The organism is Streptomyces sp. NPDC002566, assembly GCF_042889585.1.
In the GTDB taxonomy this organism is placed as follows: domain Bacteria; phylum Actinomycetota; class Actinomycetes; order Streptomycetales; family Streptomycetaceae; genus Streptomyces.
In genome coordinates this window covers 149,706-171,529 of the sequence record NZ_JBIARD010000002.1, presented here as the reverse complement: position 1 = coordinate 171,529, position 21,824 = coordinate 149,706, and the positions used below count along the sequence as shown (strand labels likewise).

General features: G+C 69.8%; 26 protein-coding genes and 1 pseudogene. 11 read left to right on the top strand and 16 right to left on the bottom strand.

Annotated features, from left to right (window positions below):
- The first annotated feature begins 11 nt into the window (after positions 1–11).
- On the top strand, positions 12–1,112 hold the full coding sequence (locus ACFYXA_RS08085; protein WP_389029556.1) for a hypothetical protein: 1,101 nt from the start codon (positions 12–14) through the stop codon (positions 1,110–1,112).
- Here ACFYXA_RS08085 and ACFYXA_RS08080 read toward each other — a convergent pair.
- The gene (locus tag ACFYXA_RS08080; RefSeq protein ID WP_389029553.1) at positions 1,081–1,644 is read right to left on the bottom strand and encodes a putative immunity protein; all 564 of its coding nucleotides are present in this window, start codon (positions 1,642–1,644) and stop codon (positions 1,081–1,083) included. The genes ACFYXA_RS08085 and ACFYXA_RS08080 overlap by 32 nt on opposite strands.
- 264 nt (positions 1,645–1,908) lie before the next feature.
- On the opposite strand from ACFYXA_RS08080, the gene ACFYXA_RS08075 reads away from it, so the two are divergent.
- The gene (locus ACFYXA_RS08075) at positions 1,909–3,246 is read left to right on the top strand and encodes an MFS transporter (RefSeq protein ID WP_389029550.1); all 1,338 of its coding nucleotides are present in this window, start codon (positions 1,909–1,911) and stop codon (positions 3,244–3,246) included.
- Between the two features lie 30 nt (positions 3,247–3,276).
- On the opposite strand, the gene ACFYXA_RS08070 is transcribed toward ACFYXA_RS08075, so the two are convergent.
- Together ACFYXA_RS08070 and ACFYXA_RS08065 are read right to left on the bottom strand one after the other, a co-directional pair.
- Positions 3,277–3,546 carry a hypothetical protein gene (locus ACFYXA_RS08070; protein ID WP_352246032.1) on the bottom strand — a complete coding sequence of 90 codons (270 nt, stop codon included), beginning with the start codon at positions 3,544–3,546 and terminating at the stop codon, positions 3,277–3,279.
- Between the two features lie 136 nt (positions 3,547–3,682).
- Positions 3,683–4,105: a hypothetical protein gene (locus ACFYXA_RS08065; RefSeq protein WP_389029546.1), complete on the bottom strand. Its 423-nt coding sequence runs from the start codon at positions 4,103–4,105 to the stop codon at positions 3,683–3,685.
- 242 nt (positions 4,106–4,347) lie between these two features.
- Between ACFYXA_RS08065 and ACFYXA_RS08060 the strand changes: the two genes are divergently transcribed.
- Positions 4,348–4,893, top strand: coding sequence for a hypothetical protein (locus ACFYXA_RS08060; protein WP_389029542.1), 546 nt, complete (start codon positions 4,348–4,350; stop codon positions 4,891–4,893).
- A gap of 145 nt (positions 4,894–5,038) precedes the next feature.
- Here ACFYXA_RS08060 and ACFYXA_RS08055 read toward each other — a convergent pair whose 3' ends face one another.
- Positions 5,039–5,413, bottom strand: coding sequence for a hypothetical protein (locus ACFYXA_RS08055; protein WP_352246035.1), 375 nt, complete (start codon positions 5,411–5,413; stop codon positions 5,039–5,041).
- A gap of 173 nt (positions 5,414–5,586) precedes the next feature.
- Here ACFYXA_RS08055 and ACFYXA_RS08050 point away from each other — a divergent pair.
- Positions 5,587–6,131: pseudogene (locus ACFYXA_RS08050) on the top strand (FAD-dependent monooxygenase); the annotation flags it as partial.
- Positions 6,132–6,134: 3 nt separating this feature from the next.
- Here ACFYXA_RS08050 and ACFYXA_RS08045 read toward each other — a convergent pair.
- Together ACFYXA_RS08045 and ACFYXA_RS08040 are read right to left on the bottom strand one after the other, a co-directional pair.
- Positions 6,135–7,013 (bottom strand): hypothetical protein, encoded by an 879-nt coding sequence (locus tag ACFYXA_RS08045; RefSeq protein WP_389029539.1) that lies wholly within the window; start codon positions 7,011–7,013, stop codon positions 6,135–6,137.
- Between the two features lie 221 nt (positions 7,014–7,234).
- Entirely contained in the window at positions 7,235–8,215 is a 981-nt protein-coding gene (locus ACFYXA_RS08040) for a helix-turn-helix transcriptional regulator (RefSeq protein ID WP_389029536.1), read from the bottom strand.
- Between the two features lie 145 nt (positions 8,216–8,360).
- Here ACFYXA_RS08040 and ACFYXA_RS08035 point away from each other — a divergent pair, with 145 nt between their 5' ends.
- On the top strand, positions 8,361–8,756 hold the full coding sequence (locus ACFYXA_RS08035) for a RidA family protein (protein WP_389029533.1): 396 nt from the start codon (positions 8,361–8,363) through the stop codon (positions 8,754–8,756).
- Between the two features lie 9 nt (positions 8,757–8,765).
- On the opposite strand, the gene ACFYXA_RS08030 is transcribed toward ACFYXA_RS08035, so the two are convergent.
- The 3 genes from ACFYXA_RS08030 to ACFYXA_RS08020 form a co-directional block, all read right to left on the bottom strand.
- Positions 8,766–9,203, bottom strand: a complete 438-nt coding sequence (locus tag ACFYXA_RS08030) for a hypothetical protein (RefSeq protein ID WP_389029530.1) — start codon at positions 9,201–9,203, stop codon at positions 8,766–8,768.
- A gap of 30 nt (positions 9,204–9,233) precedes the next feature.
- A complete protein-coding gene (locus tag ACFYXA_RS08025; protein ID WP_389029527.1) occupies positions 9,234–10,046 on the bottom strand; it encodes a TNT domain-containing protein in 813 nt (270 codons plus the stop codon).
- Between the two features lie 220 nt (positions 10,047–10,266).
- Positions 10,267–10,452 (bottom strand): DUF1737 domain-containing protein, encoded by a 186-nt coding sequence (locus tag ACFYXA_RS08020; protein WP_351098128.1) that lies wholly within the window; start codon positions 10,450–10,452, stop codon positions 10,267–10,269.
- A gap of 141 nt (positions 10,453–10,593) precedes the next feature.
- Between ACFYXA_RS08020 and ACFYXA_RS08015 the strand changes: the two genes are divergently transcribed.
- Complete coding sequence (locus ACFYXA_RS08015; RefSeq protein ID WP_389029523.1) at positions 10,594–11,157, top strand: GNAT family N-acetyltransferase; 564 nt, start codon at positions 10,594–10,596, stop codon at positions 11,155–11,157.
- Between the two features lie 69 nt (positions 11,158–11,226).
- Here the strand turns inward: ACFYXA_RS08015 and ACFYXA_RS08010 are convergent, their stop codons facing one another.
- Entirely contained in the window at positions 11,227–12,630 is a 1,404-nt protein-coding gene (locus ACFYXA_RS08010) for an alpha/beta hydrolase family protein (protein ID WP_389029520.1), read from the bottom strand.
- A 250-nt stretch (positions 12,631–12,880) separates the two neighbouring features.
- On the opposite strand from ACFYXA_RS08010, the gene ACFYXA_RS08005 reads away from it, so the two are divergent.
- Together ACFYXA_RS08005 and ACFYXA_RS08000 are read left to right on the top strand one after the other, a co-directional pair.
- Positions 12,881–13,282, top strand: a complete 402-nt coding sequence (locus ACFYXA_RS08005) for a VOC family protein (protein WP_389029517.1) — start codon at positions 12,881–12,883, stop codon at positions 13,280–13,282.
- Positions 13,283–13,555: 273 nt separating this feature from the next.
- Positions 13,556–13,768 (top strand): DUF4287 domain-containing protein, encoded by a 213-nt coding sequence (locus tag ACFYXA_RS08000; RefSeq protein ID WP_389029514.1) that lies wholly within the window; start codon positions 13,556–13,558, stop codon positions 13,766–13,768.
- 47 nt (positions 13,769–13,815) lie between these two features.
- On the opposite strand, the gene ACFYXA_RS07995 is transcribed toward ACFYXA_RS08000, so the two are convergent.
- Positions 13,816–14,367, bottom strand: coding sequence for a hypothetical protein (locus tag ACFYXA_RS07995; protein ID WP_389029511.1), 552 nt, complete (start codon positions 14,365–14,367; stop codon positions 13,816–13,818).
- Positions 14,368–14,539: 172 nt separating this feature from the next.
- Between ACFYXA_RS07995 and ACFYXA_RS07990 the strand changes: the two genes are divergently transcribed.
- Positions 14,540–14,899 carry a hypothetical protein gene (locus ACFYXA_RS07990; RefSeq protein ID WP_351098134.1) on the top strand — a complete coding sequence of 120 codons (360 nt, stop codon included), beginning with the start codon at positions 14,540–14,542 and terminating at the stop codon, positions 14,897–14,899.
- An 87-nt stretch (positions 14,900–14,986) separates the two neighbouring features.
- On the opposite strand, the gene ACFYXA_RS07985 is transcribed toward ACFYXA_RS07990, so the two are convergent.
- Positions 14,987–15,646 carry an MSMEG_1061 family FMN-dependent PPOX-type flavoprotein gene (locus ACFYXA_RS07985; RefSeq protein WP_389029507.1) on the bottom strand — a complete coding sequence of 220 codons (660 nt, stop codon included), beginning with the start codon at positions 15,644–15,646 and terminating at the stop codon, positions 14,987–14,989.
- Positions 15,647–15,710: 64 nt separating this feature from the next.
- A complete protein-coding gene (locus tag ACFYXA_RS07980; RefSeq protein ID WP_389029504.1) occupies positions 15,711–16,253 on the bottom strand; it encodes a hypothetical protein in 543 nt (180 codons plus the stop codon).
- Between the two features lie 133 nt (positions 16,254–16,386).
- On the opposite strand from ACFYXA_RS07980, the gene ACFYXA_RS07975 reads away from it, so the two are divergent.
- Complete coding sequence (locus ACFYXA_RS07975; RefSeq protein ID WP_389029501.1) at positions 16,387–17,355, top strand: TIGR01777 family oxidoreductase; 969 nt, start codon at positions 16,387–16,389, stop codon at positions 17,353–17,355.
- Between the two features lie 267 nt (positions 17,356–17,622).
- Here the strand turns inward: ACFYXA_RS07975 and ACFYXA_RS07970 are convergent, their stop codons facing one another.
- The 3 genes from ACFYXA_RS07970 to ACFYXA_RS07960 form a co-directional block, all read right to left on the bottom strand.
- Positions 17,623–18,624, bottom strand: a complete 1,002-nt coding sequence (locus ACFYXA_RS07970) for a DUF6215 domain-containing protein (protein ID WP_389029498.1) — start codon at positions 18,622–18,624, stop codon at positions 17,623–17,625.
- A 233-nt stretch (positions 18,625–18,857) separates the two neighbouring features.
- Positions 18,858–19,856 (bottom strand): type I glyceraldehyde-3-phosphate dehydrogenase, encoded by a 999-nt coding sequence (gene gap, locus ACFYXA_RS07965; protein ID WP_389029495.1) that lies wholly within the window; start codon positions 19,854–19,856, stop codon positions 18,858–18,860.
- 110 nt (positions 19,857–19,966) lie between these two features.
- Entirely contained in the window at positions 19,967–20,923 is a 957-nt protein-coding gene (locus tag ACFYXA_RS07960; RefSeq protein WP_352246054.1) for a helix-turn-helix domain-containing protein, read from the bottom strand.
- 180 nt (positions 20,924–21,103) lie between these two features.
- On the opposite strand from ACFYXA_RS07960, the gene ACFYXA_RS07955 reads away from it, so the two are divergent.
- Complete coding sequence (locus tag ACFYXA_RS07955; RefSeq protein ID WP_352246055.1) at positions 21,104–21,712, top strand: histidine phosphatase family protein; 609 nt, start codon at positions 21,104–21,106, stop codon at positions 21,710–21,712.
- Positions 21,713–21,824 lie beyond the last annotated feature (112 nt).

Sequence of the window (21,824 nt, the reverse complement as noted above, 5' to 3'; positions counted from 1 at the left end):
GGGACAGACACATGACGTATCGACGCGCGGTGATACCGGCACTGGTCGGGGGAGTGCTGATGACATTACTGCTGTGGTGGGCGGGTGCGAGCGCACAAGCACTCCAACTGCGCGGCGCGTCGACCGTGTTCAGCATCGAGTCCGCTTCGGAACTCCGGAGATGGCTCGCCCCGTGGTCGTACGACCCCCCGGAACTGTACGACGCATCGGAGGGGGACCCAGCCCTGAGGGCGGCCGGACAGTACTCCGACCTCTACCACACGGCCCTGCAGATCAGGTTCTTCGCGGTCTTCGCGTTCTTCGTCGCCGGCGCACTCCTCCTGGCCCGGCGGATCCCGCCCACGCAGGGCCGCACCCCGGCCATGCTGCTCGCGCTGTTGGCGTGGGGCCCGGTCGCCGGAACGCTGGCCGTCACGGTCTCCGCGCCGTGGCTGATCGCGTCGAGAGGGCGCGGCAGTTACCGCATCCTGCCGCAGCTGGCCGGGGTGGTCGCGTCGAGCGGCCCGGTCGTGGTGTTCGCGGCGCTGGTGACCGCCGGCGTCACACTGCTCGTGGCGCGTGCCGCCGTCAAGGGGGCGGAGCCGGTGCCCCGCCGGAGCGTGCCGCCGCGTGCCGCCCGTCTGGCCGCGAGCGTCGGAACCGGCGTGATCGCGCTGTCTCTGATCGTCCTGTCCTACGATTCCGTCGCGGCATGGATCCAGACCTCGTTCAGCGGCGCGGGACTGCTGTCCGAGCCCGGGGACCTGCTGCGCCAGTGGCTGCTCCTCGGCGGCTGGGCGGGCCCGTCGACCGCACCCTTCGGCGACTGGCTGCTCTACCGGGCCGCCGACGTGGTCACGCTGGCGGTGGTGTGGTGGGCGCTACGGCTGCTGCCCGGACTGCTCACCCGCACCACCGCCCCGGCGATGGCGGTGGGCGCGATCTGCGCCACCGTACTGGGGCTGCTGGCGAGCCAGGTGCTGCACATGACGATGGACGACACGGTCGCCGTCTGGGGCCCGACCCACCTGTTCTCCGCCCTCGGCAACGGCACCCCGGCCGCCCTCACCATCGGCATGCTCGCGGGACTGGCGGCCCTCGCTACGCTGCGCCTGACGGGGGACCGTGCCTGAGTGCACGAAGGTCGGCGTCCAGCGTGCGGATCAACTCACCGACCCGTCCGCCGCCGCCCGGCGCCGAGGGGAATCGCGTGAGCACGTCCACCACGACGGGCGTCGCATACCGCACCACCTGCTGAAGGTGCCCGGCGGCGACGCCGCGATCGTCGCCGGCGACGAGTTCGGCCGCTCTCGCCGCGTACGCACCGGCTCCGAGGATGTGCTTGACCTGGGTGGCCTTGGCCAACGGGTGCAGGTAGGCGGCGCCCGCCGCGGACATCGCCGCCCAGGCTGCCTCGCGCGCGGCCGCCGTGTCCACGCTCTTGGCCGCCTTGAGAGCCGCCGACGCCGTGTCGCGCAGAGCCTTCCCGCGTTCGCCGCCCCGGGCGAACTCCCACGCGGCGGTGACGGCGTCTCGGGGCCGTGAGTCGCCCGGCTGATCGGCCTCGAATATGTCGAGCGCCCCCTCGGCACACGCTGCGGCGAACGCGGCGACCTCACGAAGGTCCTGCTTGCTCAGAACGATCTCGCTTGCTTCCGCGGTCATCGTCCCATCTTCCCTGATCGCCCTGGGCGTTGGGGACGGCTCGGGGCCCGATGTCTCGTGGAGTGACTTTCAGGAGGAGCGAAGACATGGTCGGTCGTAAGAGCACGCGTTGACGTTGGTGGCCGTGAACGGCCTGTCATCGCGTGCTGCCCTTGAAGTGCGGCACAGCGAGCCTTTCCTTCCCGCTGCCTGAAACACAGTCGGCGCGCCCCCGCGTGCGCCGGGCGGCGGGACTCGTCTTCGACCATCCCCGAGGGGTCCACTGTGCCGTCCTCCCGTCCCGCTGCGTCCGACCCCGGTTCCTCCGCTGCGCCCCACTCCGGCGGGCCTGCCGCGCCCGGCCTGTGGCGGGACCGCGACTTCCTCCGGCTCTGGGTGGGCCAGACGGTCTCCCAACTGGGCGAACACACCTGCCTGGTGATCCTGCCGCTCTTCGCCGTTCTGATGCTCGACGTCGAAGCCGGCGAGTTGGGCGTCCTGCGTGCGGTGGGGCAGGCGCCGATCCTGCTGCTGTCGCTCTTCGCCGGCGCGTGGGTCGACAGTCGGCGGACCCGCACGGTCATGGTGCTGACCGACGCGGGAAGGGCCCTGGCACTGGGCGCCGTCGCCGTGGCCGGTCTCCTCGGTGGACTCGGTCTGCCGGCGCTTGTCGTGGCCGCCTTCGCCGTCGGCGCGCTGTCCGTGTTCTTCGACGTGGCCTACCAGACGTCATTGGTACGGCTGGTGGCACGCGATCAACTGGTACGGGGCAACAGCGCACTTGAGGGCAGCCGGTCCGCCGCGCAGATCGGGGGGCCCGCTCTCGGCGGCGTGTTGGTGTCCGCGCTGTCGGCCCCGATCGCCGCAGCGTCCGGCGCGGTGTTCTTCACGTTGTCGTTCTTGTCGATCCGAAGGATCCGCCGCCCCGAGTACATTCCGGAACGCCCAGGAAGCGCAGGGCACTTGGAGCGCTCGGAGCGTCCAGCTCGGGTCTGGCGGCGGATCCACGCCGGCCTCCGCTTCGTCGTCGGTGACGCGACCCTGCGGACCGTGTGCCTGGCGTCGGCCGCCTTCCAGTTCTTCTTCGCGGCCGTGATGACCGTCTATCTGCTGTTCCTGCCACGGGACTTGCACCTGTCGGGCACCGTCGTCGGCCTGGCCCTCGCGGCGACGGGACCGGGCGCGCTCCTGGGTTCAATGCTGGCCGCCCGCCTGCCGAGCCGTTTCGGACACGGCACTGTTCTCGTGTCCGCGGCGGCGCTCGGCGACGGCGTGTTCCTGCTGGTGCCCGCCCTGCACGGCTCCTCCGCGACGACGGTCGCCGCGGTCCTCGCGATCAACTTCGTCTTCGGCACCTTCGGTCAGCTGGTGAACGTCACGATCATGGCCGTCCGGCAGGCCGTCACTCCCGACGGGATGCAAGGCCGCGCGGCCGCGACGATCAACTTCGTGGGCATGGGTCTGACGCCGCTCGGCTCATTGGTCGGCGGCCTCTTGGCGCAAACATGGGGAACGCGCACGAGCCTCCTCGCGGCAGCAGCGGGCATGCTGCTGTCACCGGCCCTGATGGCCCTGTCCCCCCTCACCCACCTCGGACGAACACTCCCGGCCCCACCCGAGTGAGGGCGCCAGTCGCAGCGCACGGCCGACTCGTCACACGACGCCGTCGTAGAGGCCGATCAGCAGCATGACCAGGCAGCACCCGGCGACCAGCGCCTGCACCGCCGTGGTGACCCACAGGCGAAGGCTCCATGCCCCCGCCGCGATGAGCCCGGAACACACGGCGAAGGCACCCAGGCACGCCGGGGGGACCCACGGCTCGGTGTCGACCGCGAAGAGCATCGACAGGAGCACCGCCGCGAGCCAGGCGACCGCCTCGCCTCCGACCAGGACCACCGCCAGGGTCACGTCCGTGGCACTCATCGCCCACCGTCTGCTCACGTCCTTCACGGCGGCAGCGTCCCCCGGAACCGGCGGCTCCGCCGGCCCAGACCCCACACCGGGACCGGACCGGAACGCATCCGACGCCGGTGCACAGGCATCCACCCGGCATCCACGTCTACGCGTGCTCCCCCTCCGCCGCCGTGCGCCCCGTGCCGCCCGGCTTCCCGGGGCCTGTCCGGCGAGCCCGTAGGAAGCGCAGCAGGCGCGTGCCGCCGTAGCCGAGAAGCCACGGCAGCACCGTGATGCCCCCGACGTACACCGCCAGGTAGCCGAGGAAGTCGTACAGGTGCCCCGGCGGTTCCAGGGTGCCGTCGACCCTCACCGGCCGGTCCCACCGGCTCAGGGGGAAGATCATGGGGATCGCCGAGGTCACCACCGGCACCAGTGGGACCAGCACGGACCAGAGCCAGGCCCGTGGGCCCGGCCTGGAGGCGGACCACACTCCCAGCGAGACCATGGCGAACGGCCCGAACAGCACCCACAGCACTGCCGGGTACAGCAACAGCACCCACCACTCGTCCGCAGACCCGAACATCATCGGCATCGCCCCCCGGCGTGACCGGCCCCAGGAGCCTGGAGCCTTCTCCCCGTCACGCACCGCGCCGAATGTACCGCCGCGAGGACCCGGACAGCACCGGCATATCGAACCCCGCGCGGCCGCGTACCCGAACGTGGCCGCAGGACGGCTGCGCAACGGCATTCGCCCCGCCCGCCACCGGCCGGAGGGCTACCGTACCGACATGCCGCGCCGTCCGACGCGGCCGTACGAAGAGGAGTCCCGTGTCATCGCCTTGTGACCCCGAGTACGCTTCCGCCGGCGATGTGAGCGCAGCGCTCATGATGATCGACTCACGGCTCAAAGCCCTCTACGACAGCAAGACGGAGACCGACCCGCAACAGCAGCGCCTCGTCGAGCAGTTCGCCGCGTCCCTCGGCCCCGAGGGTTTCGAAGCGCTGCTGGACGGCACGTGCACACTCATCTACACGTTCATGGAGTGGCTCAGAAAGGTCTGCGAGGACCACGACGAAGAGGTCATCGAGTACGTGCTGCCCACCCACGTGGCCACGATGCGCATGATGCCCAAGACCTTCCGCCCGGAGGTCGTCCCCACCATGGCCGGCCTGCTCGTCGCCGCGGGCACCGGCCTGAGCCCCAGCCTCTGGCGCGCGCAGTACGGCCCCTGGACCGACGACGAGACGAACGCCCTGGAAGCCACGGCCGTCCTGCTCGCCGAACGCATCAACAGGATCGCCGGAGACCACGACTTCGCCACCCGCTTGATCACCGAGGCCCTCACCAGATCGGACGAAGGCGGCTCGGGCTGACTGAACGGCGCGAGGTGGATCGCCGTCACACAGGAACAGCGGACCGACCTGTCACTACGTACCCGCCGGGATCACCTGAAGCTGTCCGCCCCACGCGAGGAACTCGCGGAGCGGACAGCTTCCCGTGGCTCGATGTACCCGGGCCTTACGGTCGGTTGAGCCTGATCGAGTTGATGGGAGAGAGGTTCTCCGCGGACCAGCTCCCCGCCGCGATCGTCGTGCCCGTGCAGTTGCCTCCGTTGTAGCCGTAGCACATGGTCGCGCTGGCCCCACCGGTCTGGTTGTTGATCACCCAGTGCCAACCTTCCTGGTTGGACAGGTTGTGAGCTCCGTAGGAGTAATAGGCATGGGTCAGCGTGCTGCTGCTCGCGGGCTGGTCCTGGGCGTACACGCAGACGGCGCCGGACGGACAGCCGTAGAGCGTGGCGGCGTGGGCCGTTCCGGCTCCCGCCAGCATGGTGCCGACGACCGTCGCCGTGGCGGCGGAGGCACCCAGCAGTGCCCTCAGCTTCGTTCTCATGGTGATCTCCTTGAGTTCGGCAATGGGGCAAGTACACGGTGGGGCATGCCGGGTTGCTGTTGCTCGCGAGTCGGCTGACTGTGGCCAGATGCGCACGGATATCGGCCGACCGCCGGTGCTTCGCCGAAGAGGCCTGGGGCGGAAGGAGCAGGATCCTGGAGAAGAGGTCTGGCATGGGCCGCAGCGCGGTGGTGGTCGGGGGCGGTATCGGCGGGCCGGCCGCGGCGATCGGCCTGCGCCGGGCCGGCTGGGAGGTGACGGCCGTCGAACGGGCCCGGTCCTGGCCGACGTGGGTGCGGGCATCTCACTGCACGCCAACGGCCTCCGCGCCCTGGACGTCCTCGGCGTCGGCCGAGCGGCGCGCGCCACCGCGTGCCCCCAGTACACCGGGGGCACCCGCACACCCGGCGGCAGTTGGCTGGCCCGTATGGCCGGAGCCGTGCTGGAGCGCAAGCTGGGCACGCCCAGCGTCGGCATCCCGCGGGCCCTGGCCGCCGCGCTCGCCACCGAACCCACCGTCGAAGCGACGCTCATCCGATACGACGCCGAACGCCGCCCCCGCACCGAGGCCGTGGCCAGGGCGGCACGCCAGGCGGGCCGGACGGGCCGGCAGCTGACGCACCCCCTGGCTGTAGCCCTGCGCAACACGGCCCTCCGACTGGCCCCCTCCAGCGTGACCGTCCGAGCCGTCCTGAGGCACGCGGACTGGACACCACCCCCGTCACGGGCGTTCGAAGAGCTGGAGAACGCCTCCGAGAGAGAAGCACACGGCACCGAGAAGGGTGGCCCAGTCGGCGATATCAGCGTTGATCATGCTGCCGGTGACGGGACGGGTGTAGGCGGCGAGAGCAGAGACCATGAAGAGAACCGAGCCGAACTGGTTCACGGCGACGATCCACCACCCGAGATCGCGCAGGCGCACGCAGTGGCCCCGGCCGTGGCAGATCTCGACGAACGCGAGATGACCGGAGACGAGGAAGAGCACACAGCCGATCACGTCCGGGGCCCAGATCAAACGGTTGACCTGCCGGACGCTCAAACCCTGTAGGAAGGAGTCCAGCAGGTCGACGGCGAACACCAGTGTGCCGGCGAACAGGACGAACGCGCTCAGCCAGTCCACCCGGGTCGGCTCGTAACTCCACCAGCGCCAGTCGCGCGTGACGAGCAGACCCGTGCCGCCGGGCACATGGCGGGGGGCGTTGACGACCTGGAGCAGCGAGACATAGCCGCCGGTGTTGAAGAACAAGCCGCCTGCGAAGTAGACCGAGGCGGCCGAGACGGCGTCCCCTGAGCCGAACTGGGCAATGCCGGCCCCGGCCGCGAAGAGCGCTCCGCCGATGACGAAGGCGGTCGCGGCGACGGCGTTGAGCCGGCGCAGACGGCGGACCGAGACCTCGTCGGCGGTGGCGTGCCGACCGGTGGGCGCGCCGGGCTCGCGCACGGCGATGACGCCCCGCCGCCGGGCGGCCCGTGACTCCCACACAGCCGTGCCGCCCCCGGGAAGACGCCAGGTGAGCCGCGTGGTGAACGGTCCCGCGCCCTCGGCGCCCGGGACGCCCCGCCCCCGGTCCCGGCCGCAACCGCCTCGTACGTCGCGCATGGCACACTCCTGGCTTCGCAGCCCTCGAACAAGCGCCGACTCTGCCAGAAGCGACAGCAGATGACGGGCATTTCGCCCCTGTTCGACCGCATGAGTCCCCGCTGCGAAGAGCCCACTGGTGGTCGAACAACGAACTCCTAGAGCAAGAGCCCGGCCAGTGAGGCGAGTTCAGCGCTGCGCTTCCGATACGCGGACAACAAGGAGCGTCAACAGGCGGCTTCTCACTCGCCGGGCGAGTCCGTGTAGAGGGCGGCAACGGCGGCCGCCCGATCACGAAGGGCGGATCGCAGCGACCCCGGGGTGAGGGCTTCCACGTCCGTACCCAGCTGCCACAGCGCCCACTCGGCGTGCCGCGCGTCCTGGAACGTCACCTCGAGCCGCAGCCAACCGTCCGCGCCGGGTTCTTCCGCGCGGACGGCGAGCGCGGTGTCCAGCAACTCCTCCCTCCACTCGGGGTTCACCCGCAGCAGCACGGTGATGTGGTCGCCATCGGAGAGGAACCCGGAGGAGCGTTCCCGCCAGACGCGGTCCAGGTCGACCCGGTTCGGCCGCTGCGCCGCCTCGGGAAGTTCCTCGGCGGCCGACAGCCGCGACAGCCGATAGGTGCGGTCCTCGCCGGACCTCGTGGCCAGCAAGTAGCCCCGGTCGCGCACGGTGACCAGGCCGATCGGGTCGACCGTGCGCCACCGGGGCGCCTGACCCGTGGCCGCGTACCGGATGCGCAGCTTGTGTCCGGCGAGCACCGCGCGCCGCACTTCCATCATGGTGGCGTCCGGCACCTCGTCGGTGACCAGCCGGCGCGAGAGCAGGTCGCTCTCCGGGGAGAAGAGAAAACGCTGGGCCGCGTCGCTCGCGGTCGCCTGATGGCTCTCGGGCAGCGCGTCGAACACCTTCCGCATCGCCGAAGCCAGCGCCGAGCCGAGGCCGAGCACCTGCTCGCCGCGCCCCGATCCGGCCGTCAGCAGAGCAAGGGCCTCGTCGTGGTTCAGCCCGGTGAGCTCCGTCCGGAAACCGGGCAGCAGCGCGTAACCGCCGTGCCGGCCGCGTTCGGCGTAGACGGGCACACCTGCCGCGGACAGCGCCTCGATGTCACGCAGCACGGTGCGGGTCGAGACCTCCAACTCGCGGGCCAGCGTGTCCGCGGTGAGCCTGCCGTGCCGGCGCAGCAGCAGCACAAGTGAGACCAACCGGTCGGCTCGCATGCGAGAACACTAGCGAGATACCTGACAGAGGATGTCGTGATTCGGCGGAAGGCTCATACCGCACGACGTCAACACCGTTGGCTGACGCACGAGTTGACGGACGCGTGCTCCTACTTCTCATGACATGAACGGAGCTGAAGTGGCGATGGAACGAACTGCGGTCAACCCGGTGACGTGGTCGACGGAGCTGGGATTCAACCAGGGTGAGGTGGTCTCCGGGCACAGCCGCACCCTGTACATCTCGGGGCAGACAGCGATGAGCGCCGACGGCAAGCCCCGGCACGACGCCGACATGGCCGCGCAGTTGACATTGAGCATCGACAATCTGGAGGCGGTGCTCAGCGAGGCCGGCATGTCCCTCGCACATCTGGTCCGGCTCAACGTCTACACCACCGACGTCGATCTGCTCTTCCAGCATTACGGCGTGCTGGCGGCGCGGCTGGGCGCAGCGCGGGTGGCGCCGGCCACGACGATGCTCGGGGTGACGCGGCTGGCGATCCCCACCCTGATGGTCGAACTCGAGGGCACCGCGGTCGCGTGAGGGATGGTGTCATCCCGCCGACGGGGGTCGTGTACGACCTTCGTCGGCGGGAGGCTCGGAGGTGCGAGGCTTCTCAGCGGGAGGCCCCTCGGCGGGCCGATCTCGGGACTCGGCCAGAGCCCGCTCCAGCGCCTCCCGCGCCCGGCGCTGAATCCCCTCACTGTCGTGCAGAAGCTGATCCATCTCCTCGGCAGTGGGCGGGACGGGCGGCGGCCCCTCCTCGGTCAGCCGGGAGTGGAGCCACCGGCACGCCCCGTCCTCGTCCGTGAACCGTTCGAGCACGTCCCGCGAACCCCGCTCGTGGACGCCCACCACCCACATGCCACCGCGCTCCTCGAGGAAGTAGCGGTCGGTCGGATGAGGTGCGCGATGGCAGTCCTGGATCTCGTAGTGCGCCTCCGGCACCCCGGCCGCCCGAAGCGCGCGGCACAATTCGAACCGGTCCATGGAGCGATTCTCCCCCTGGGAGCGTCGCGATCACGGCGTGGACGGTTGCGTGGTCTTCAGCCGTACGAGGGTGCCGTTGTTCACCAGGTCGATCACGCGCGTGGGCGGAATGTCCGGGCAGAACTTGCTCGACGTCACGTACTGGGTGCCGGTGCCCGGTTGTTCGAACGCCGGCGCCTGCGGGCCCGCGCACACGGTGACGTCCTTGGCGAGCCGGTACAGGTGGTAGTCGTGCGGGTAGCGGGGGTCCGAGGTGTTGAGGTTCGACGGCGGAAGGGCCCGCAGCCCGTACTTCGTGCCCGCCGGGGCGAGGAAGCGGCCCGCCTCGTTGCCGAAGCGGTCGAGCATCATGTCCTGCCCCGCGTGGAGTACCAACGCCGCCGCGATCACACCGCCTTGGGCGTTGTGCGCGAAGCCGTCGTCCACGGGATAGCGCCAGTCGCCCTGACCGGAATCGGCGGCCGGGTTCCACCACCGGTCGAGGAACTCCACGGCGGTGAGTCCGCCGAGCCGGTTGTAGCCCTTGAGGATGTCACCCACCGGGCCGCGGTCCGGCAACTGCCGGGGGCCGAGCCGCCAGTCACCGCAGAAGTAGTACCGGCGGTACGCCTCCAGGATCGGATACGGCACCAGCCCCTTGCACGCGCGCGGCTCACCGTACCCGTCGTGCCCGGCTGCCGAACCGACCGGGGTGGGCGCCGACACGCTCGGCCGGGCCGCCCCGGGGGTCTCCGCTCCACCGCCGTGGCCGGCCGCGGCCGACGGGGCGGACGCGCCCATGACGAGCGAACCGGACAGCCCGACGGCGGCAACGACGCCGGCACACCACCTCGACGATTTCACTGAACCTCCCACAAGCACCCCGGCGGACCCGGCGATCCCACCAGCCCGCCGGAAAACGGCGCGGCGGATCGACCGGAAAGACGGGATCACTCAAACCACGGGGAGGAGCGGGCACGAGGGGACACACCACAACTGCGTCCGAACGGACGCAACCGATTCACACAAGATGATCAGCCGACGAACACGCGGACCATGTGCAGGACGTCGCGCGTGACGGCAGTCATGACCGTGTCGGCCACACCAGGGCCTGAGCGACGACGACCCTCTCGCCGTCGAACGTCACGGCGGGGCCGGCATGCAGCTCGTAGCCGAGCCCGATCGCCTCACTCACCCGTCGGCAGAACGTCTCGTCGTCAGGGCCGGTCAGAACTCGGTAGGCGGGCAACCCGTCCGGTGGTGTGCTCATAGGGGCATGATCTCAGGATGACTTCGGCTGTCCATAGGCGTACGGGAAGCTCGGCACGTGACGGTCCGGGCATCGCGAGGTTCGCCGAGGCACCGTCAAACCCGTTGATCCGAACGACCGACCTTGGCCATCATCCACTCCGTGGACATGTACTTGGAGACCGAGCGCCTGACCCTGCGCCGCTTCACCGCCGCCGACGCGGACCTGCTGATCGAGCTGGACAGCGACCCCGCGGTGATGCGCTTCCTGACCGGGGGCACTCCGACCGCCCCGGAGGTCATCCGCGAGAGCCATCTTCCCGGCATCATCGCCGGCTACGAGAGGTGGCGGGGCGACCTCGGACTGTTCGCCGCGCACGAGAAGGACGGCGGAGCGTTCATCGGCTGGTTCTGTCTCCGCCCCGAGCGGCAGGGCCCACTGGACGAGGCCGAACTCGGCTACCGGCTCCGGCAGGCGGCTTGGGGCCGGGGTTACGCCACCGAAGTCTCGCGGGCCCTGCTGAGCAAGGCCTTCACAGAACTCGGTCTGCGCATGGTCTGGGCTGAGACGATGGCCGTGAACCACGGCTCGCGCAATGTCATGGAGAAGCTCGCGATGACGCTCGCGGACATCATCCCCACTCCACCCGACATGATGACGGTCGAGGGCTCCGAGCACGGCGGCGTGCGCTACGAGATCACCAAGGAACAGTGGGAACAGCGGTAGCCGTCGCGGGAACGGCCGGGTGCCGGGGGGATGGGGGAATGCAGCCCGTCCCGGCACCGCTCGCGGGGGTCAGCCGCCCTTGAGTGTCTCCTGCAGCCAGTCGAAGACGACTTCGCAGTGCTGCCTGGGAGCCATCGGCGAGCAGTGCAGCTGCGCGCCGGTCGCCGCGGTGAGCTTCAGGTACTCCTTGGGGGCCGTCAGTTTGTCGAACATCTGGCGCGGCTGGCCGGGATAGAACTGCTCGAAGTCGTAGTCGAGGACCAGAGTGGGCGCCTTGATCCGGCCCACCACGTCCGTGATGTCCATCGATTGGATGAGCTTGGCCGGCGTGTAGAAGTCGGTGAACATCTTGCCCTGGCGGGCGGCGAGCATCGCCGGCACGGAGAAGGGCTCGAAGCGCTTCTTCACCGTCGCGGCCTCGGCAGATGACAGCTGGGGCGCGACTTCCTTGTTCCAGATGGTGTTGGTCTCCTCCTTGTCAGGGGTGAGCACCTTCTGAAGCTCCCCGAACCCCAGCCACGGGTTCAGGCATCCGGGCATCGCCGCCAACGCCGCGATCCGCTGCTCGAAGGCCGCGGCGCGGGGAGCCAGGTCGCCGCCCATGCTCAGCCCGGTGAGGGCGATCTTGTCGGCGTCCACGTCGGAACGAGCCGTCAGCCAGTCCACGAGCGGCGTGACCACGGTCTCCCAGCGCGGGCTGAACACCACCTGGTCCACGAAGATCATCTGGCCCTGGCCGGGACCGTCGTAGACCAGGGCGTTGAAGTCCCGGTCCAGGGCGGCCGCGACACCGTACGTCCACATGTCGACGTTCTGCCCGTCGCTGCCGTTGGTGAGGATCACGGTGGGTCGGCGCCGCCCTGAAGTGTCGGGGCGGAAGAGCCATACGGGCATGGAGGTCTTCCCGTACGCGACCTTCGCCGTCACCGGTGCCGGGTCGCACAGCCTGCAGAAGGTGTCCCACGCGCCGCGGCATGCCTTGTACAGGCCCTCCTCGCGACCGGGGTCCCGGGAACCGAGGACGAAGAAGAGCGCCTGGGCGTAGTACTGCGACGCCCTCAACGCCCGGAAGCGCGTGGTCTCCCGGTCAGGACGCCCGCCCTCGGGCGCCTTCATCAGCCGGTCGCCCAGCTTGCTGAAGGTGTCGACATAGCTCTGCGCCGACAGCCCCGCCTTGTTGATCGTGTTCACCGCGGTGAGAACTTCGCCCACGTCGGCGCTGCCCTGATCGGCCCCACCGAGCGCCAGAAGCCCGCCGAAATTGAACTCCGGGTCGTCGAAGAGCGTCATCGCGCCGGGCGTCGGCCCACCGGCGGCGACGGAGGCGGAGCTCCGGGTGGGAGCCTGCGCGGTGGAGGCCCGCGTGGGAGTGCATCCCGCGGCCAACACGGTGGCCCCCGCCACGCCGAGGATCCCGGAAAGGGCGCTGCGCCGTCCCGGGCCGAGAGCGTGATCAGGCGGTACGTCTGTCATGACGCCCCAATGTAGGACCGCGCCCCCCGCGCCTCACCGTACGACGCCCGCCGTTGCCCCGAATGGCCCGCCACCCCTGGCTTCGTCCGCGCACGCAACCGGGCGCGGCCGGTGCGATCGGCTGAGGCGAGGCCGCTGTGCCATGCCTTCATCAGGAGCTCACTTGAGCGAGACCCTAAGCCCAAGGTCCTAGGCAGGGTGAGGCCGCGGCCCGATCTCCGGCGCCGCAGCCGGCCCTACCGTGATCGCCATGGAGATACCCGAGCACCACAAGCAGGCTGTCATCCCCCACATCATGGTCCATGGCGCCGCTGAGGCCATCGAGTTCTATGCGAAAGCGTTCGGCGCGGTCGAACTCTTCCGGCTCGAAGGCGAGGCTGGGCGGATCACGCACGCCGAGATCCGCATCCACGGCTCCACGCTCATGCTCGGAGACGCCGATGCTTCCTTCTCGGCTCCCGACCGGGCTGCGACGTCGGTTGCGCTGCATGTCTACGTCCCGGACGTGGACAGCCTGACCACGACAGCAGTGGCCGTCGGTGCCGAGTTGCTCACCACGCCGACCGACATGCCCTACGGCGCGCGTCAGTCCACTCTGCGTGACCCGTTCGGCCACGTGTGGATCTTCCTCACACCGATCGCGAAGGATTGACGCACAAGCGGAAGGCCGCCGAACGGGAAGGAACCGCGTACGCGGGCGGCCGGGATCCGCTCCCCAGACCACGGGTTGCTCCGGTCGAACGGCGGCCAGCACCTGCTGCACGCGCAGACCGACCGTGCCCAGCTCCGAGCGACCACGGAAAGGCACGGAATGTGACGCAGAACACGCCGCAGGGAGCGATGAATTCGCTGACCCCCACCGGTCGAATAGACGAAAGACTCGACGCACACATCACGCTCACCCGAACTGAAGGCGAGAACATCCATGGCCACCGCCGCGAAGGGCCCCGCCAGCTACTTCCCTTCCATCGAGAAGAAGTACGGCCGTCCGATCGCCGACTGGAAGGAACTCATCCGCAACTCCCCGCTCAGCAAGCACATGGAGCTCGTCAACTGGCTGAAGTCCGAGCACGGCCTGGGCCACGGCCACGCCAACGCCCTCGTCGCCCACACCCTCGCGGAGGACGCCGGCAAGTAGTGAGCGGGAGGCACTCACCCGATCAGTCCGCGGCGACCAAGCCGTGGTCACTCGGTCGGAGCAGCCAGACGGCAGGCGAAGGCCTCAAGGGCGGCGAAGTCGTCGTCGCGGAGCCCGTACCGGGGGTCTATACGCCGCAACAGCGTGGGTGCACGGTGGTGCGAGGCGACGAAGGCCCGGTCGGGTTCACCCAGTTCGTCGTCGACCCATGCGAAAGGCCGGCCGCCGGCATGTGCGAGCAGAGGGCGCGTCTTCCAGAACGTGCCGTCCGGTTCCGCTTCCGGCGGCGAAGGCCAAGTGACGACGGGGAGTTCCGGCAGGCCGAGCACGGGCGAGATGAAGGTGTTCGCCTCCGCTTCCCACGTGGTCGCCCACACCACGTCGTACCGCTCGCTCAGCTTCCTCAGCCCCGTGCCGTGATCGCCGTTGAGCCACACGCGCAGCGGCTTCACATAGGCGCGGGGCTCGCCCGGATGCTGAGCGATCCACCCCTCGGGCTTCATCCGGTACGTGGCGTAGCCCTCGGGCCGTCGCTCGGGCTTCGCGGCGTACGGATTGAGCGGGCCGTCGACGTCGAGGTACAGAAGGGGACGCTCCACTGCTGTCCTTCCTGTGGCGGCCAGGTCGGGGCGGTGCGAGCGTAACGTGCGCTGTCCGCGCGCCGCTCGCGGATTGCGGCCGCCTGCGTGGCGGAGCCACGCACAGGCGTGCTCCTCGGCTCAGCGCCATTGCCGCAGCCGCCCGCCGGGCGGGTATATAGAATCAGGTCTCATGTCGAAGCCTGACGAGCTGATCGTTGACATCGCCGCCCTTGTGGAGTCCGGGCAGAGCAGTCAGATGTCTCTGACCGTGGTCACCGGTGGTGCTGTCATCACCGGTCGGCTGGCCCCAGAAGCCATGTGGAGGCAGAGGGTCTCGGAGGTGCTGACGGACTCCGCCGATCTGGGCGAGTTCTCCGCGGTCTTCGACGCCGCAACGAAAGGGGACGGGCCGCCCACCCATCTGCACTTCCACGTCGCCCGGATCCTGCAGGGCACCGTGGGTATCCCGGAGACAGGCGGGATGTACCGCGTCGCCATCGAGGACGTCAGCGCCTGGACAGTGGGCGACTTCAGCTATTCCGATCATTAGATCCGCCGGCCCGGGCGGTGCCGCCGGCGGCCACCCGGAACGGGAACGGCGACCTGCCGCCGCCCCAGCCGGAAGGCCGCCACGTCGTCACTCGTACCGGTACTTCAGCGAATCCGCCTCGGCCTGCTCGATGTCGGCGATCGTGAGCCCCGGCATCCGCAGTTGCGCCAGCGTGACCTCGGCCGAGGTCGGCTGGGCATCGGTCGGCAGCCACTGCTCAGGCTTCCAAGCCCCGCTGCGCAGCAGCGACTTGGGGCAGTGCGGGTAGACCTCCTCGATCCCGACCACCAGCGCACTGGCCGGCGGCTTGCCCACGGCGGTCAGTTGTGACAGCAGCTCCGGGCGGGTGGAGACGCACGCCCGGCCGTTCACCCTGAGCGTCGTGGTGCGCCCCGGAACGATGAACAAGAGCCCGGCCCGCCCGGTGGCGACGATGTTCTGCAGGGTGTCGAGACGCTTGTTGCCGGTCGCGTCCGGTATGGCCACCGTCCGCGCGTCCAGGACCGCGACGAACCCGGCAGGGCCACCGCGCGGGGAAACGTCGCAATTGCCCTCGGCGTCCGCGCTGGCGACCAGAACCAGCGACGAGCAGCCGATCAACCGCCGCGTCTGCTCGGTGAGTTCGGTCATCTGCTTGCGCATGGCCGCGTCGCCGGGGAGCTCGTAGGCCCTGCGCAGCGCGTCCTGATCGCGCACGGCGTCGAGTTGGAGCGAGTCGAAGGCACTTCCGGCAAGGGATGTCGTCATGCTCCGACCCTACTGGGCAGAACTACGCCTGATCTTGGTCGATGTGAGGTCGCAGCCGACCACGTCAACGCCTAGGCATCGCCCCCAGCCCCTGGACTGCGTCGACCACGCTGTCCACCACCTCGGTCACCGGCTTGCATGCGTCGATGATCGTCGCCCCACGGCTTACGTACATCGGTCGCATCCGAGGATTCCACTTCAGCGCCGCCGCGAGCTCTTCGGGATGCTGACCGAACGTGTTCGTGGTGCGGGTCGCGAGTCGGTGGCGAAGGGTGGCCTCGTCGATCACCAGGCACACGATGAGGTCGAAAAGGTCGATGACGTCGGCCTCGTTCTCGGCCGACCCGCACAAGAACGCGACTCCGGAACGAGACTCATCGACGAGGGCCTCAACACGCTCGCGGACGATCACCCACCCGTATCGATCCAGCCAGCCCCTGGGAACCGGACAGGGAGGATCGGTCACGACCTTGCCGTCGGCTCGATCGATCCAGCGGCTGAAGCCGTCCTCATCGGCGTCCAGCGCGACGTGGCCACGCTCTCGCAACATCCCGCAGACCGTGGACTTCCCGGTCCCGGAGTTGCCCGTCACCCACACCAAGGTCATGCCGCCAGCGTAGACAAGGCCCCCGGCAGCGAGGCAGTTCGCCGCGAGACGGCAAGGGGATCGTCCACGAAGCGGTTTTGAACATGTTCAGCTCTTTGGTCTAGGCTCACTCCGGACGAAGGAGGGGTAGCCGGTGAAGATCGTGATGCCCGGGGGTACCGGACAGGTCGGCGCGGTCCTGAAACGCGCACTGGAAACCGCAGGCCACGAGGTCGTGATCCTCACCAGACGCCCCAGGCGCGAGGGCGAGGTCCAATGGGACGGTCGGACCCTGGGGCCATGGGCGGCGGTCGTGGACGGCAGCGATGTCGTGGTCAACTTGGCCGGACGCAGTGTCAGTTGCCGATACACGGCGGCCAATCTGCGTGAAATGATGAACTCCCGGGTCGACTCCACCCGTGTCGTGGGCGCCGCGATCGCGGGTGCTGCCCGCCCGCCCCGGGTCTGGCTGCAGATGAGCACCGCCACGGTGTACGCACACCGCTTTGACGCCCCCAACGACGAGGCCACCGGCGTGATCGGCGGTACCGAGCCGGGCGTGCCGGACTACTGGGCCTACAGCGTCGAGATCGCAAAGGCCTGGGAGCAGGCTCAGCAGCAGGCCGAAACGTCGGCCACGCGCAAGGTCGCACTGCGCTCGGCCATGGTGATGAGCCCGGACCCCGGCGGGGTCTTCGCCGTCCTGCTGGGACTGGCCCGCCTGGGTCTCGGCGGGCCGGTCGCCGGCGGAGCGCAGTACGTGTCGTGGATCCACGAACACGACTTCGTGCGCGCGGTGGAATTCCTGATCGACCGGGAGGACATCACAGGGCCGGTGAACCTGGCGGCTCCCCATCCTCTGCCACAGCGCGCCTTCATGCGCACACTGCGCTCGGCGTGGGGCGTGCCGGTGGGTCTCCCCGCTACCAAGTGGATGGCCGAGGTCGGCGCGTTCGCTCTGCGTTCGGACACCGAACTGCTGCTCAAGAGCCGACGTGTCGTCCCAGGCCGACTGACCGAGGAAGGCTTCGACTTTCAGTACGCCGAGTGGCCCCAGGCGGCGGATGAGCTGGTGCGCAGGATGGGCAAACACGGCGGAGGCGTTTCCGCTACACGCCGGTGAACGGGTGGCAGGACGATGGCCGGCCCGGCCGCCTCGCAGGCCCGTGGCCGGCGGCCACGGGCCGGACGTCGGTGAGTCAGAGAGCCCACCAGCAGTACAGCCGCCGGCCGCAGGCGTGAGCGCGCTGAGCCGGACCGGCCAGGGCTTGTAGGCCGGCGACGGCGGCCTGATCGTCAGCGGCGGAGAGGTAGTCGCACAACGGCATGACGGGGATTTTGCCGTGCCTCGACTGACGCAACGTCAGCAAACCCGACACAACCCTCCCCACTATCGAGCAGGCCGCTCGGGGATTCCCGGAAGAACCTTCGCGGCGATGTCGAGGAGACCGCTGTCGTTCGGGAGGGCTCCGGACCGGCTCCACACACTGATGTCGCAGTAGCCGCCCCCGTCGTCACGGTCCAGCGCCACGGTCAGTGTCCTCGCCAGGGGACCTTGTTCCACCGGCCCGCCGGACCCGCCGCCCCCGAGATCGATCTGGAACTGCATGGTGTGATCCGAGGAGAAGACCGCAGGCCGACCGAGAACCCTGACCGTCCTGATGTCCCTCTCACTCCCGTACCTCATCAGCTTCACGTACTGGTCGATGGACAGCTTGTTGTACGTCACCGAGACGTTCACGGTGTACGTGTCGAAAGCGACCTCGGCCTCCGGTTGGGGGACCCTCCCGTCGGTCAAAGGAGCGGTGTTGCTGGTCCCGGAAACGGTGGTCGCGGTCTCTCCGGGCGTTCCGAGGAGCTGGGCCAGGTCCGGCCGGTTGAGCACCTCGCACAGCTCATCACCGGTCACGGGCCGGGGCGTCCGCGTGTAGGCCTTCGGCAGTTCCTCCTGTGTACCGTCCGAACAAGACGCGGGCTGCGGGGACTTGTCGTCGGACGGCATCGCCCCTGGGACGACCCACAGCGCGGCCGCGAGTGCCCCCACCACGGCCACGGCCGCGACGGCCTGGCCCCATGCGTTCGGCTCCTTCTTCGCGACGGCCGGGACGGGGTGCAGCCCGGTCACAGGCCCAACCGGCGCGACGGCATCGGCGACCACGACTCCGGCGGAGACTGCTGCCGGAGGCGGGTTCCGGCGCGCACGCAGAGCGCGGAACACCGTATGGACGCGTACTGCGGTGAACACGAGGAACACCAGGCCGATACCGGCTGCGATCCGGTCGTGGTCCCGGACGGCGAGAAACATGATGCGTACGCCGAGAACGGACCCGAGCACGATGAGCAGGGGCTCGCGGACCCAGAAGGGCAGGCGACGGATGAGGAAACCGAGCATCCCGCGATCTCAGCAGCACAACACCACATCCGCCGTGGTGGAAGCCACAGTTCCGGGTAGGCAGGGGCGCGCGGAAAGGTCACGTGCGCCGCGAGTCCACCAGGCCGCCGGCAGGACACCGCCCGCCGGCGTGACCGGCCCGCCCCCGACACCCCGGCGACCGTCTCGCGGAGCACGGCGGCCGCCGCTGTGCTCCGCGAGGTGTCCGCCCGGATGAAGCCCGGGTTGTCCGGTCAGTGGGCGCCCAGCAACTCCAGTGTGTCGATGACCCGGTTGGAGAAGCCCCACTCGTTGTCGTACCAGGCGACCACCTTCACGTGGCGGCCGTCGACGCGGGTGAGGGCCGAGTCGAAGATCGACGATGCCGGGTTGCCCGTGATGTCGGACGAAACGAGCGGGTCCTCCGAGTACTCCAGGACCCCGGCCAGCGGCCCGTCGGCGGCGGCGCGGTACGCCGCCAGCACCTCGTCGCGCGTCACATCACGTGCGACGGTCGTGTTGAGTTCGACGATCGAGCCCACCGGCACCGGGACGCGGATCGAGTCGCCCGACAGCTTGCCGTCGAGGTTCGGCAGCACCAGGCCGATCGCCTTGGCGGCGCCGGTCGTGGTCGGCACGATGTTGACCCCGGCGGCCCGGGCGCGACGGGCGTCGCGGTGCGGGCCGTCCTGCAGGTTCTGCTCCTGCGTGTAGGCGTGCACCGTCGTCATGAACCCGTGCTCGATACCCGCGAGTTGATCGAGGACCGCGGCCAGCGGCGCGAGCGCGTTGGTGGTGCACGAGGCGTTCGACACGACCGTGTGCACGGCCGGGTCATAGGCATCGGTGTTGACCCCATACGCGAGCGTGACGTCGGCGCCGTCCGACGGAGCGCTGACGAGCACCTTCTTCGCGCCCGCGTCGAGGTGCGCGCGGGCTGCCTTCGCCGAGGTGAAGCGGCCGGTGGCCTCCAGGACGATGTCGATACCGAGCTCCGCCCACGGCAGCTGCGCCGGTTCGCGCTCGGCCAGCACCGTGATCCGACGGCCGTCGACGACGAGCGCGTCCCCGTCGACGGTCACCGGGCGCCCCAGCCGGCCGGCCGTGCTGTCGTACGCGAGCAGCCGGGCGAGAGTGGCGGGCTCGGTGAGGTCGTTGACGGCGACGATCTCGAGGGCGCTGTCGCGCTCCAGCAGCGCACGCAGCACATTGCGCCCGATGCGGCCGAATCCGTTGATGGCGATGCGAGTCATGAGTGGTGTCCCTTCCCTTCGCCACCAGACTCCTGCGCGGCCGCCACCGCTGACAGTGGCGTGATCGCCACGGTTCAAAAGGATCCCGCCACGGTCGGCGCTCGCTCGGGCTACTCACCCAGCGTGAAGGTGCGCCGGTACTCGCTCGGCGTGGTGCCGAGGATGCGCTGGAAGTGCAGGCGCAGATTCGCGCCGGTGCCGAGCCCGACGTCGGCGGCGATCTGTTCGACGCCGCGCTGCGAGCTCTCCAGCAGTTCGCGGGCCATGTCGACACGGGCGCGCATCACCCACTGCATCGGGGTGTAACCGGTCTCCTCGACGAAGCGCCGGGAGAACGTGCGCGGCGAGACCCCCGCCCGCCGCGCCAGCAGGTCGAGGGTGAGGGGCTCGCCGAGCCGGTGCAGCGCCCACTCGCGGGTGGCGCCGAACCGCTCGCCGAGCGGTTCGGGGACGCTGTGCGGCACGTACTGGGCCTGGCCCCCGCTGCGGTAGGGAGCTGCGACCAGGCGCCGGGCCGCGTGGTTGGACGCGGCCACCCCGAGGTCGCCGCGCAGGATGTGCAGGCACAGGTCGATCCCGGAGGCGGCGCCGGCCGAGGTGAGCACACTGCCCTCGTCGACGAACAGCACGTTCTCGTCGACCCGGACGAGCGGATGCCTGGCCGCGAGGGCATGCGTGTAATGCCAGTGCGTCGTGGCGCGCCTGCCGTCGAGCAGACCCGTTGCGGCGAGCGCGAAGGCACCCGTCGAGATGGCGGCGAGCCGCGCGCCCCGGGCGTGGGCGGCGATCAGGGCGTCGACGACGGCCCGCGGCGGGTCGTCGCGGTCCGGGGACCGGTAGCCGGGGACGAAGACGATGTCGGCCCACGCGAGTGCGTCGAGACCGTGGCCGACGTGGTACGCGAGACCGTCTCCGCCGGTCACCAGACCGGGCGTCGCCCCGCACACCCGCACCTCGTACGGCATGCTCGCACGGGTCGTGAACACCTGCGCGGGGATCCCGACATCGAGCGGCTTGGCACCCTCGAGCACGAGGACGGCGACACGATGGAGAGGGGAGGTCGGCACGCAAAGAGACTACGTCGGGGGTGACGTCGATACGCCGGTCGGCGGGGGTGTTCCCGTCTCCTGGCGGATTGCCCCCGCAGGTCCGTGCCCGAACGCTGGAGTACATGGCGTTGCACTGTCGCCACGGCACCGGGCCGACTAGGAGGCGTCCGCATGACGATCCGCTTGACACTTCTGTGCGTGCGTCCCACGCACACCACCTTCGGCCCCGCCCCGCTCAGCGAGCGTGACCTCGACGGCGCGGGCGCATACCTGGCGTCGCTTCCCGCGCACCCGGCGGCCCTCATGTCCCCTTCGGTCGGTTCCGCGCTGGTCGCCACGGCCCTCGGACTGCAGGCCGCGGTGGAGCCCGCACTGCGAGACCTCGACTACGGCGCCTGGTGTGGCCGCACGGTCGCCGACGTCGTCGCCGCGGAACCGTACGGATACAGCAGATGGCTGACCGACCCGGACGCGGCCCCGCACGGCGGCGAAACCACACGCCGGCTCTGCGAGCGGATCGGATGCTGGCTCGACAGCCTGCCGCCGGACACCCCCCGCACCCTGGCCATCGTCGAAGCACCCGTCATGCAGGCCGTGCTCGTCCACGCCCTGTCCGCACCGCTGCGGGCATTCTGGAAACTCCCGGTACCGCCCCTGCGCACGGTCGATCTCGCATGCCGTGACGGCGTCTGGAACATCCGGAAGGCTTACGTGTCCTCCGTCCCGGACCTTCGTCAGTCACCGTCCGTCCCCCTCACCACGCTGACCGCGCCCGGCGTGGTCAGCCATCAAGGAATCCACGTCTGACGGGTCGGCGTCCGGCGATGCCGCGGTGTCCCCGTCGCAACTACCCTGACTGCAAACGGAGTTGTGTGCCGGATCACTGTCGCAGCGGCCCTTGACCTCAACCTCGCTCGAG

Bases quoted from the DNA above. Each gene is read 5' to 3' on its own strand.
- ACFYXA_RS08085 (WP_389029556.1), top strand. From the start codon at position 12: ATGACGTATCGACGCGCGGTGATACCGGCACTGGTCGGGGGAGTGCTG.
- ACFYXA_RS08080 (WP_389029553.1), bottom strand. From the start codon at position 1,644: ATGACCGCGGAAGCAAGCGAGATCGTTCTGAGCAAGCAGGACCTTCGT.
- ACFYXA_RS08070 (WP_352246032.1), bottom strand. From the start codon at position 3,546: ATGAGTGCCACGGACGTGACCCTGGCGGTGGTCCTGGTCGGAGGCGAG.
- ACFYXA_RS08065 (WP_389029546.1), bottom strand. From the start codon at position 4,105: ATGATGTTCGGGTCTGCGGACGAGTGGTGGGTGCTGTTGCTGTACCCG.
- ACFYXA_RS08055 (WP_352246035.1), bottom strand. From the start codon at position 5,413: ATGAGAACGAAGCTGAGGGCACTGCTGGGTGCCTCCGCCGCCACGGCG.
- ACFYXA_RS08045 (WP_389029539.1), bottom strand. From the start codon at position 7,013: ATGCGCGACGTACGAGGCGGTTGCGGCCGGGACCGGGGGCGGGGCGTC.
- ACFYXA_RS08040 (WP_389029536.1), bottom strand. From the start codon at position 8,215: ATGCGAGCCGACCGGTTGGTCTCACTTGTGCTGCTGCTGCGCCGGCAC.
- ACFYXA_RS08035 (WP_389029533.1), top strand. From the start codon at position 8,361: ATGGAACGAACTGCGGTCAACCCGGTGACGTGGTCGACGGAGCTGGGA.
- ACFYXA_RS08030 (WP_389029530.1), bottom strand. From the start codon at position 9,203: ATGGACCGGTTCGAATTGTGCCGCGCGCTTCGGGCGGCCGGGGTGCCG.
- ACFYXA_RS08020 (WP_351098128.1), bottom strand. From the start codon at position 10,452: ATGAGCACACCACCGGACGGGTTGCCCGCCTACCGAGTTCTGACCGGC.
- ACFYXA_RS08010 (WP_389029520.1), bottom strand. From the start codon at position 12,630: ATGACAGACGTACCGCCTGATCACGCTCTCGGCCCGGGACGGCGCAGC.
- ACFYXA_RS08005 (WP_389029517.1), top strand. From the start codon at position 12,881: ATGGAGATACCCGAGCACCACAAGCAGGCTGTCATCCCCCACATCATG.
- ACFYXA_RS08000 (WP_389029514.1), top strand. From the start codon at position 13,556: ATGGCCACCGCCGCGAAGGGCCCCGCCAGCTACTTCCCTTCCATCGAG.
- ACFYXA_RS07990 (WP_351098134.1), top strand. From the start codon at position 14,540: ATGTCGAAGCCTGACGAGCTGATCGTTGACATCGCCGCCCTTGTGGAG.
- ACFYXA_RS07985 (WP_389029507.1), bottom strand. From the start codon at position 15,646: ATGACGACATCCCTTGCCGGAAGTGCCTTCGACTCGCTCCAACTCGAC.
- ACFYXA_RS07980 (WP_389029504.1), bottom strand. From the start codon at position 16,253: ATGACCTTGGTGTGGGTGACGGGCAACTCCGGGACCGGGAAGTCCACG.
- ACFYXA_RS07970 (WP_389029498.1), bottom strand. From the start codon at position 18,624: ATGCTCGGTTTCCTCATCCGTCGCCTGCCCTTCTGGGTCCGCGAGCCC.
- gap (WP_389029495.1), bottom strand. From the start codon at position 19,856: ATGACTCGCATCGCCATCAACGGATTCGGCCGCATCGGGCGCAATGTG.